Raw genomic sequence first — 10,825 nt, 5'->3', positions numbered from 1 at the left:
AAAGAAGGCAATGAAGGTCCCCAGCAGGGAATAGTCGATCTTGGCCAGCAGCTTGCGGTCCCCGATGATCAGCACCACCGCCGTCAGGGCCGCCACCCCCAGGGGCGGCAGCACCTTGGCGATGCATCCCAGGCAGAGCACCGCCCCCACGGCACACAGGGCCAGCTTGCGCTTGTCACCCAGCTGGGTTTCGGGCAGGTCGGCGTGGACCGGCACGCTGCGGGGCAGCGCCCCCAGCACCCCGATGCACACCCCGGATACCACCACATAGGGCAGCATCAGGGCGCAGAATTCCCCGAAGCTCATCCCCGACCGATTGTACAGGTAGAGGTTCTGGGGATTGCCCATGGGGGTGAGCATGCTGCCCAGGTTGGCCGCTGCCGTCTGCAAAACCACCGTGGGGATCACCAGCCGGTCCTGTCCGGCCATGTGCAGCACGGTCAGGGCAAAGGGAACAAAGGTGATGAGGGAGACGTCGTTGGTGATGAGCATGCTGAAAAAGAAGGGCAGGAACACCAGCACCAGCACCATCCGGCGGGTGGTGGCCATCCGCCGCAGCAGGGACGCCCCCAGGGCATCAAACAGCCCCAGCTGCTGCAGCCCCTTGGTCACCGCCATCAGGCTGAAGAGCAAGGCCAGGGTGTCCCAGTCGATGTACCCGGCCCAGGCCGCGTCCGGCGGCACCGCAATGGCCGAAAGCAGCGCCAGCACAATGGCCGCGCTGAGCACCACTTCCCCTTTGACAAACTTCTTGACCCGCTGCAGCCAGCAAAGAATGCGTCCGTATATCGTCAGTTCCACCAAAACATCCGCTCCGTTTTCGTACAGAATCACGCCGGGGAGCCCCCGGCGCGCGTCCTTTATTATAGCAATCCGCCCCGGCGGATGCAAGGCATGGACCCGGATTTTTTGGCGTGGGTGCGAATTTCCTGCCCCGCACAAACCAAAAGCCGGACGGCCTTTGCGGGGCCGTCCGGCTGGGATACTGTATATGGGATACAAGAGAGGTTATTCCTGGGACGCGGGCTGTTCCGGTTCCAGCAGGGTCAGGCGCACCTCCTGCACCCGGCGGTGGGTGGTGCGGGTGACGATGCCCTCGTACTTGCCCCAGCGGAAATGGTCGCCCACCTTGGGCAGACCGCCCAGCTTTTCCTGCACCAGGCCGCTGATGGACACCGCCTTGCTCTTGTCCCGGATGTGCAGCTCCTCGGCCACATCATCCACACCGGCGTCGCCGGCAATGAGCCAGCTGCCGTTGCTCTGGGCGCGGACTTCCTCCACCACGTCGTCGTGCTCGTCCCAGATCTCGCCCACCAGCTCTTCCAGGATGTCCTCCAGGGTGACGATGCCGGCGGTGCCGCCGTACTCATCCACCACAATGGCCATGTGATGCTTGCTCTCCCGCATGGTGCGCATCAGTTCGGAGATGCGGCTGCCGGAGGTGGTGTACAGCGCCGGGGCAATGAGCTTTTCCAGCTCGGCATCCCCACGGCGGGCGGCCACGAAGTAGTCCTTCTCATGCACCACGCCGATGATGTTGTCAATGGTCTCGTGGTAGACCGGCAGGCGGGAGTATCCGCTCTCCGCAAACTGGTCGGCCACCTCTTCCAGGTCGGCGTCGTCGGCCACGGCCACCACGTCCACCCGGGGGATCAGCACATCCTCCACTTCCACGTCATCAAAGCTGATGGCGCTGCGGATCAGTTCGCTTTCCCGGTCGGTGATCTCGCCGTCTTTCTCGGCTTCGCTCACCATGGTGACCAGCTCACCTTCGGTCACGGTGTCGTGCTCGTCGGAATGGAACCGGCGGGCCAGAAAATCCTTCCATTTGCCGAAGAGGAAGTTCAGCGGGGTGAACAGGGTGGTCAGGGCGCTGAGGATCGGGGAAAAGGAAACGGCAAGGGTCTCGGGCATTTCCTTGGCCAGACCCTTGGGGGTGATCTCACCAAAGATCAGCACGATCGCGGTCAGGGCGACCGTGGAGGCGGTGGGGCCGTACACCGGGCCCAGCAGGTTGGTGAACAGCACCGTGCCCAGCGAAGCCGCTGCAATGTTCACGATGTTGTTGCCGATGAGGATGGTGCTGAGCAGACGGTCGAACTTTTCCGCCAGGTTCAGGGCCTTGCCGGCGGGCTTGTCGCCCGCCTCGGCGCGGGAGCGCAGGCGGATCAGGTTCAGGGAAGAAAAGGCGGTCTCCGAAGCGGAGAAAAAGGCCGACATCGCCACCAGTGCTACGATCAGAATGATGGTGATAATACTGTCCTCGTCCATGGGGGGAAAGATCAACTCTACTTTCTGTATTGAATTTTTGCCGGCGCCGACACGCAGGTATACAACGCCAGACTATTTGCTATTGTAGCATATCCCGGCAGGAAACACAATTGCTTTGCCCGGTACTGCCGGGATTTTACCCGCTCTTTACCGGAAAATCATATGGACAAAACGCCGCCCTCCCGCGGGGAGGACGGCGCTCCAGCGTGTCGGAAAACCCGACACGCTGCAAAAGGGGGAACAGTCCCGCACGGCAATTGCCTGACGGGCCTATTCCCCCTCTTGTACACCCCCTCGACAAAATTGGGGGTCAAATCGCGCACTCGACGCAGTGCGTCTCGCACACAATTTGACTCCCGATTTCCCTGTAGGTGTCTGCGCCGGTCGGCGCATGTCCGCCGGCGCAGACGGTTTTGATACTTTGTGTTCAGCTTTCGGCAATGCCGAAGAAGTACCGGTTCAGGCGGTATTTGTTGTCCTCATACAGCCCCAGGTCCCGGTACAGGTCCTTATAATAGGTGAGCAGCTCCCACCGGGTGGTGAGTACCTTCACCGGGTTCAGGTTGTGCACCAGACTGTCCGAGTTCTGCACATAGTTGTAGATGGGGGTGGACAGGGCGTAGAACCGCTCGGCATACCGGATGAAGCTCAGGTTGAAGTAAAAGTCCTCGCTGTAATTCAGGTCCTCGCTGCACACCACGTCCGGGTGCTGGCGCACGATGTCCGCCCGGTAAAGCTTGTTCCACATGACCCCATAGTAGAAGCTGGCCGGTTCCTGCATCAGCCCGTAGGCAAACTGGGCCTTGCCCATATACCCTTCCATGAGGAACCCGAAGGTCTGCACCTTGGTGAAGGGGTCAAATCCCGGGTCCACCTCCTCCGGCAGGGGCGGGGTGCGCTGGGCCCGCCATTCTTTGGGGGGCTCCACCCGGTTGTAGTGGGCAATGACCATATCGGCGGCGTGCTCCTCCGCTTTCTGCACCAGCAGCTCGGTGGCGTAGGGCTGGACGGTGTCGTCCGCGTCCACAAACTGCAGATACTTGCCTTTGGCCGCCCGCATCCCCAGATTCCGGGTGGCGGACACCCCGCTGTTGGCCTTGTCGATGAGGGTGATGCGGTCATCCACCTTGGCGTACATGGCGCACACCGGTCCGCTCACGTCGCTGCTGCCGTCGTTGAGCAGCAGGATCTCCAGGTTGCGGTAGGTCTGGCGGCGGATGCTCTCCACACAGCGGGCAATGTGGTCCTTGGCGTTGTAGATGGGCACAATGATGCTTACCAGCGGCTGTTCGGCTCCGGACATACAGACACCCCTTTCTCTATATAAGGATGGATTTGTGTTTACCATACCACAAAACCGCCCGGGACACAATGGCACCGGGGCACAAACCGTGGTATACTGGAACCAGAATTTTTTTGCAGGAGGACCCCACCCATGCCCAACACCATTCCCGAAAAGCTCCGCACCCTGGAGGACAAGCTCTACGCCTGCCGCTACGCCCAGGCCCTCATGGGCTATGACGAAGCCACCGCCGCCCCCGCCCGCAGCGAGGACGGCCGCGCCAAGGCCGCCGAGGTGCTCAGCCGGATTTCCTTTGACGCCCTGGTCAACCCGGACACCGAAGCCCTGCTGAAAGAGGCCGAGGCCGCCGACCTGGACGAGCGTACCGCCGCCGAGGTGCGGGAACTGCGCCGCCAGTACGACGCCATCGCCCGCATCCCCGCCGATGAGTACGCCGCCTTCACCGGGCTGGTGCAGCAGGCGGTGCCCGCCTGGGGCCGCGCCAAGCGGAGCAATGACTTCGACGCTTTTGCCCCGTACCTGGAAAAGATCGTGGCCGCCCTGCGCCGGCAGGCCGGGTACTTTGCCCCGGACAGGGACCCCTATGAAGCCTGGCTGGACCGGTATGAGCGGGGGCTGACCATCGCCCGGTGCGATGCATTCTTCGCCGCCCTGCGGGGGGAGATCCTGCCCCTGCTGAAAGAAATCCAGCAGCGCGGCAAGCCGGTGCGCACCGACTTCCTGGACCGGGACTGGCCGCTGGAAGGCCAGCGGGAGCTGGCCCGACGGATCATGGCCCTGTGGGGGCTGGACCCGGACCACTGCGTGCTGGATGAGAGCGAACACCCCTTCACCGAGGGCTTCTGGCACGGGGATGTGCGCATCACCACCCATTATATGAAACGGGATGTGCTCAGCAGCCTGTACAGCGTGGCCCATGAGGGCGGCCACGCCCTGTATGAGCTGGGGGTGGACCCGGCCTGCGATTTCACCGTCCTGGGCGGCGGGGCCACCATGGGCCTGCACGAAAGCCAGAGCCGTCTGTTTGAGAACATGGTGGGCCGGTCCCGGGCCTTTATCCACTGGCTGTGGCCGGTGCTGCGGGAACTCTTCCCCGGCCAGACCGCCGACTTCACCGAGGAGGAACTCTACCGCGCCGCCAACCGGGCCGAAGCCAGCCTGATCCGCACCGAGGCGGACGAGCTGACCTATGCCTTGCACATCATGGTGCGGTACGAGCTGGAAAAGGCCCTGCTCCAGGGCACCCTGGCCGTCAAAGACCTGCCCGAAGCCTGGAACGCCAAGTATCAGGAATACCTGGGCATCCAGGTGCCGGACAACGCCCGGGGTGTTTTGCAGGACATCCACTGGGCCGGGGGCGATATGGGCTACTTCCCCAGCTACGCCCTGGGCAGCGCCTACGCCGCCCAGGCCTGGGACGACATCACCGCCAAACTGGGGGACGGGGTGCTGGAAGCCCACATCGAAAAGGGCGACCTGAGCCCCCTCAAGGACGCCCTGCACACCCGGCTGTGGCAGTACGGCAACAGCCGGGAACCGGCGGACCTGGTGAAAAGCCTGTGCGGCGGGGAGTTCGACCCCACCCACTACACCCGCTACCTGCGCCGCAAATACACCGACCTGTACGCCCTGTGAGCCTCAAACATTGCATAAAAATACAGAAAAACGCCCTGCAAATGCAAACCAACTGCAAATATATGGAAATTTATACAAAATTCTGCCCGCATGTGGGGCGAGTTTGTGGGAGTTTGTGCCTTGATTTTGGCAAAATGGCGTGTATAATAAGAAGCATCAGATGAATAAATATTCAGCTACACGCTGTGAGAAGAGAGAAAGGGTGCTCACCATGAAAAAGAACAAGCAGGACATCAAGAAGGTCGTTCTGGCCTATTCCGGCGGTCTGGATACCTCCATCATCATCCCCTGGCTGAAGGAAAACTACAACAACTGTGAAGTCATCGCCGTTTCCGGCGACGTGGGCCAGGGCACCGAGCTGGACGGCCTGGAAGAGAAGGCCAAGAAGACCGGCGCTTCCAAGCTGTATGTGCTGGACCTGAAGAAGGATTACGTGGAAAACTACATCTGGCCCTGCCTGAAGGCCGGCGCCAAGTATGAGGACTACCTGCTGGGCACCTCCCACGCCCGCCCCTGCATCGCCAAGGCCCTGGCGGACATCGCCATCAAGGAAGGCGCCGACGCCATCTGCCACGGCTGCACCGGCAAGGGCAACGACCAGGTCCGGTTTGAGCTCACCCTCAAGGCCTTCGCCCCGGATATGACCATCATTGCCCCCTGGCGGGAATGGGACATCAAGAGCCGTGACGAGGAGATCGACTACGCCGAGGCCCACAACATCCCCCTGAAGATCAGCCGGGAGACCAACTACTCCAAGGACAAGAACCTGTGGCACCTGAGCCATGAGGGCCTGGACCTGGAAGATCCCAAGAACGAGCCCCAGTACAACAAGCCCGGGTTCCTGGAACTGGGCGTCAGCCCCGAACAGGCGCCCGACAAGCCCACCTATGTGACCATCCACTTTGAGAAGGGCGTGCCCACCGCCATTGACGGCAAGGAAATGGGCGCCGTGGAGATCGTGGAGACCCTGAACAAGCTGGGCGGCGAAAACGGCATCGGCCTGCTGGACATCGTGGAGAACCGGCTGGTGGGCATGAAGAGCCGCGGCGTGTACGAGACCCCCGGCGGCGCCATCCTGTACAAGGCCCACAACGTGCTGGAGACCATCACCCTGGACAAGGAGAGCGCCCACTTCAAGGAGATCGTGGCCCAGAAGATGGCCGATCTCGTCTACAACGGCCAGTGGTTCACCCCCCTGCGGGAAGCCATCAGCGCCTTTGTGGACCAGCTGGAAAAGACGGTCACCGGCGATGTGACCCTGAAGCTCTACAAGGGCAACATGATCAACGCCGGCGTCACCAGCCCCTTCACCCTCTACGACGAGCAGACCGCTTCCTTCGGCGAGGATGAGGACTACAACCAGGCCGACGCCACCGGCTTCATCAACCTGTTCGGCCTGCCCATCGCCGAGCGGGCCAAGCTGGCCAAAAAGTGGCCCGCCATCGACTGATTTCTGAAAGCAAAACCCAACAGCCAACCCGCCGCCGGGGAGGAATCTGCCTCCTTGGCGGCTTTGGCGTTCCTGAAAACTCCCTGATTGTACGGAAAGAGAGGTTATCTCCATGCCCCAACTTTGGCAGGGCCGCGCCAGCAAGGCGGTGGACAGCCGCGTCAATGACTTCAACTCCTCCATCCGGTTCGACGCCCGCATGATCGAACAGGACATCCGGGGCAGCCTGGTGCATTCCGCCATGCTGGGCGCCCAGGGCATCATCTCCGCCCAGGATGTGGAGGATATCCACAAAGGACTCCACTCCATTCTGGACGATCTGCACAGCGGCGCATTGGAGATCGACCCCACCGCCGAGGACGTGCACACCTTTGTGGAACAGACCCTCACCGCCCGGGTGGGGGATGCGGGCAAGCGGCTGCACACCGGCCGCAGCCGCAACGACCAGGTGGCCCTGGACATCCGCCTCTACCTGCGGGACGCCGCCGCCACCCTGCAAAAGGAAATCAAAGACCTTATCGACGCCATCTGCCGGAAAGCCGAGGAGAGCGCGGGCTACGTCATGCCCGGTTACACCCACCTGCAGCGGGCCCAGCCGGTGAGCTTCGGCCACCAGCTCATGGCCTACGCCTGGATGCTGCTGCGGGACCTGGGCCGGATGCAGGACGCGGTGCGCCGGATGGACGCCGAGTGCCCCCTGGGCTCCGGCGCCCTGGCCGGCACCACCTACCCTCTGGACCGGTTCTACACCGCCAGGGAGCTGGGCTTTGCGGCCCCCTGCCACAACTCCATTGACGGGGTGTCCGACCGGGATTTCTGCATCGAGCTCTGTGCCGCCATGGCCACCTGCATGATGCACCTCTCCCGTTTGTCGGAGGAGGTCATCCTCTGGTGCAGCTGGGAGTTCCGGTTCGTGGAGCTGGACGACGCCTTCACCACCGGTTCCTCCATCATGCCCCAGAAGAAGAACCCCGATGTCACCGAGCTCATCCGGGGCAAGACCGGCCGGGTGTACGGGGACCTGAACACCCTGCTGGTCATGATGAAGGGCATTCCCCTGGCCTACGACAAGGATATGCAGGAGGACAAGGAGGCCATCTTCGACGCGGTGGACACCCTGGACCTCTGCCTGCGCACCCTGACCCCCATGCTGGCCACCATGACCCCCCGCCCGGAAAACATGCGCAAGGCGGCGGCCCACGGCTTCATCAACGCCACCGACTGCGCCGACTACCTGACCAAGAAGGGCATGCCCTTCCGGGATGCCTACAAGTGCACCGGCACCATGGTGGCCGCCTGCATCCGGGAAGGCAAGACCCTGGAGGAGATGTCCCTGGAAGAATTCCAGCGGTACAGCCCCCTCTTTGAGAAGGATGTGTATGAGGCCATCGACCTGACCCGCTGCTGCGAAGGCCGCACCAGCTACGGCGGCCCCACCAGGGCCAGCGTCCTTTCCCAGATCGCCGACGTGCGCGCCGCCCTGGCCCAATAAAAACCGAAACGGGTGTTTGCTGTGAAAAAGTATCGTATTTTTGTGGACGGGTCTTCCGGCACCACCGGCCTGCGCATTGCGGACCGTCTGGCCGCCCGCCCGGAATTTGAACTGCTGACCATCCCCGAAGCCGACCGCAAGGATCCCAATGCCCGGGCGGCGGTCATCAACCGGAGCGACCTGACCTTCCTCTGCCTGCCCGATGCGGCAGCCCGGGAGATCATCCCGCTGGTGAAAGAGGAGGTCCGCATCCTGGACACCTCCACCGCCCACCGCACCGCCTCCGGCTGGCTGTACGGCATGCCGGAGCTGGACAACACCCGCAAGGCCCTGAAAACCGCCACCCGGGTGGCGGTGCCCGGGTGCCACGCCTCCGGGTTCATCGCCCCGGTGGCGCCCCTGGTGCGCCGGGGCCTGCTGGCGCCGGAAGCCGCCCTGTGCTGCTTCAGCCTGACCGGGTATTCCGGCGGCGGCAAGTCCATGATCGCCCAGTATGAGGCTGAGCGCACCGACGCGGGACTCTGCGCCCCCCGCCCCTACGGCCTGACGTTGCACCACAAGCACCTGCCCGAGATGATGGCCGTCTGCGGCCTGCACACCGCCCCGGTCTTCTGCCCGGTGGTGGCCGACTACTACGCCGGCATGGAGACGGTGGTCCAGCTCCAGCGCAGCCAGCTCAACGGCGACGCCAAAGATCTGGCCTCCGTGCTGGCCGACTATTACGCCGGCAGCCCGGTCATCACCGTCCACCCGTTTGACCCCGACAATATGCCGGGGTTCCTGCCGTCCAACGCCCTGGCAGGCAAGGACAGCATGGAGATCTTCGTCACTGCCTCCCCGGACGGCGGCCAGATCCAGCTGATCAGCCGCTTCGACAACCTGGGCAAGGGGTCCTCCGGCGCGGCGGTGCAGTGCATGAACCTGATGCTGGGCCTGGAAGAAACCGAAGGTCTGGCTCTGTAATCCGCGGCAGTGTCCGCAACCTGAATGAGGGGGAGAAAGATGAACTTTACCACAATCGAGGGCGGCATCTGCGCGCCCCAGGGATTTTCCGCCGCGGGCATCCACTGCGGCATCCGGCATAACCACGCCAAACCGGACCTGGCCCTGATCAAAGCCGACGTGCGCTGTGCGGGCGCCGCCTGCTACACCACCAACAAGGTCTACGGGGCCCCCATCACGGTGGACCGGGAACACCTGGCCGACGGCTACGCCCAGGCCATCCTGGTCAACTCCGGCAACGCCAACACCTGCGCCCCCGGCGGGGTGGAGCTGGCCCGGGAAACCTGCCGTCTGGCCGCCCAGGCCCTGGGCGTGGACGAAGCCGACGTGCTGCCCGCCTCCACCGGCGTCATCGGTCAGGCCATGACCATCGCGCCCTTTGCCTCCGGCATCCCGGCCTGCGCCGCCCAGCTGGCCCACAGCCCCCAGGGCAGCCTGAACGCCGCCTTTGCCATCATGACCACCGACACCCACCCCAAACAGGTGGCCGTGGAGTTCACCCTGGGCGGCAAGACCTGCCGCATGGGCGCCATCGCCAAGGGTTCCGGCATGATCCACCCCAACATGGCCACCATGCTGCTCTTCATCACCACCGACGCCGCCATGGAACCCGCCGTGCTCCAGAAGGCCCTGTCCAGCGTGGTGCCCGCCACCTTCAACCAGATCTCGGTGGACGGGGATACCTCCACCAACGACACCGTCCTGCTGCTGGCCTCCGGGCTGGCGGGCAACGACCCCGTGGCCGCCGACAGCGAGGACTATGTCACCTTTGTGGCTGCCCTGACCCAGGTGGCCGAGACCCTCTGCCGGGAACTGGCCGGGGACGGGGAAGGGGCCACCAAGCTGCTGGAATGCGTCGTCACCGGCGCCCCCACCCTGCAGATCGCCCGGGATGTGTCCAAGAGCGTCATCCACTCCACCCTGTTCAAGGCCGCCATGTTCGGCGAGGACGCCAACTGGGGCCGGGTGCTGTGTGCCATCGGCTACACCCCCGGGGATTTCTCCATTGACAAGACCAGCGTGCGGCTGAAGAGCGCCGCCGGCGAGGTGCTGGTGTGCGAGAATGCTGCCCACCATATCTTCAGCGAGGAGGAAGCCGCCAGGATCCTCCAGGAGAGCGAGATCCAGATCCTGGTGGATCTGGGCTGCGGCGACGCCACGGCCAAGGCCTGGGGCTGCGACCTGACCTACGATTACGTCAAGATCAACGGGGATTACCGCACCTGAGCGGGCAGGAAAGAGGAAGGAACATGAAAAACGAAGAGATGGCGCGGCTCTTTTCCGAAGCCACGCCCTATATCCAGAAATACCACGGCAAGACCCTGGTCATCAAGTACGGCGGCAACGCCATGGTCAACGGCCAGCTGAAGCTGGCGGTGATGAACGACCTGGTCACCCTGACCCTGCTGGGGGTGCGGGTGGTGCTGGTCCACGGGGGCGGCCCTGCCATCAACGCCATGCTGAAAAAGCTGGGCATTGAATCCAAGTTTGTGGGCGGCCTGCGCTACACCGACGCCGAGACCATGACCGTGGTCCAGCAGGTGCTGGCCGGTCAGGTGAACAAGGACCTGGTGGCCCTGCTCAAGGGTCGGGGCGTGGGGCTGTGCGGCATGGACGGCAACACCATCAGCTGCCGCCGCTACACCAAGGCCGACCTGGGCTTTGTGGGCGA

At 63.5% G+C, this 10,825-nt stretch carries 9 protein-coding genes; 6 read left to right on the top strand and 3 right to left on the bottom strand.

Annotated elements, in window-relative coordinates:
• The 3 genes from Q0K17_RS08480 to Q0K17_RS08470 form a co-directional block, all read right to left on the bottom strand.
• On the bottom strand, positions 1 to 834 hold an 834-nt coding region (locus Q0K17_RS08480), incomplete at its 3' end, for an SLC13 family permease (RefSeq protein WP_294542219.1).
• A gap of 174 nt (positions 835 to 1,008) precedes the next feature.
• Positions 1,009 to 2,286, bottom strand: a complete 1,278-nt coding sequence (locus Q0K17_RS08475; RefSeq protein ID WP_366776827.1) for a hemolysin family protein — start codon at positions 2,284 to 2,286, stop codon at positions 1,009 to 1,011.
• Between the two features lie 412 nt (positions 2,287 to 2,698).
• Positions 2,699 to 3,574 carry a glycosyltransferase family 2 protein gene (locus Q0K17_RS08470; RefSeq protein ID WP_294542216.1) on the bottom strand — a complete coding sequence of 292 codons (876 nt, stop codon included), beginning with the start codon at positions 3,572 to 3,574 and terminating at the stop codon, positions 2,699 to 2,701.
• 132 nt (positions 3,575 to 3,706) lie between these two features.
• On the opposite strand from Q0K17_RS08470, the gene Q0K17_RS08465 reads away from it, so the two are divergent.
• The 6 genes from Q0K17_RS08465 to argB all read left to right on the top strand — a co-directional run.
• The gene (locus tag Q0K17_RS08465; protein WP_294542213.1) at positions 3,707 to 5,209 is read left to right on the top strand and encodes a carboxypeptidase M32; all 1,503 of its coding nucleotides are present in this window, start codon (positions 3,707 to 3,709) and stop codon (positions 5,207 to 5,209) included.
• A gap of 211 nt (positions 5,210 to 5,420) precedes the next feature.
• Entirely contained in the window at positions 5,421 to 6,659 is a 1,239-nt protein-coding gene (locus tag Q0K17_RS08460; RefSeq protein ID WP_294542210.1) for an argininosuccinate synthase, read from the top strand.
• A gap of 112 nt (positions 6,660 to 6,771) precedes the next feature.
• The gene (gene argH / locus Q0K17_RS08455) at positions 6,772 to 8,151 is read left to right on the top strand and encodes an argininosuccinate lyase (RefSeq protein WP_294542207.1); all 1,380 of its coding nucleotides are present in this window, start codon (positions 6,772 to 6,774) and stop codon (positions 8,149 to 8,151) included.
• Between the two features lie 21 nt (positions 8,152 to 8,172).
• Entirely contained in the window at positions 8,173 to 9,114 is a 942-nt protein-coding gene (argC, locus tag Q0K17_RS08450) for an N-acetyl-gamma-glutamyl-phosphate reductase (RefSeq protein WP_294542204.1), read from the top strand.
• Between the two features lie 39 nt (positions 9,115 to 9,153).
• On the top strand, positions 9,154 to 10,380 hold the full coding sequence (gene argJ / locus Q0K17_RS08445) for a bifunctional glutamate N-acetyltransferase/amino-acid acetyltransferase ArgJ (protein WP_294542192.1): 1,227 nt from the start codon (positions 9,154 to 9,156) through the stop codon (positions 10,378 to 10,380).
• Between the two features lie 23 nt (positions 10,381 to 10,403).
• On the top strand, positions 10,404 to 10,825 hold a 422-nt coding region (argB, locus tag Q0K17_RS08440; RefSeq protein WP_294542183.1), incomplete at its 3' end, for an acetylglutamate kinase.

Source organism: uncultured Gemmiger sp. (assembly GCA_944388105.1).
Lineage (GTDB): Bacteria > Bacillota > Clostridia > Oscillospirales > Ruminococcaceae > Gemmiger.
Note: the sequence above shows the minus strand (reverse complement) of the source record. Positions and strands in the feature narration are given on the sequence as shown.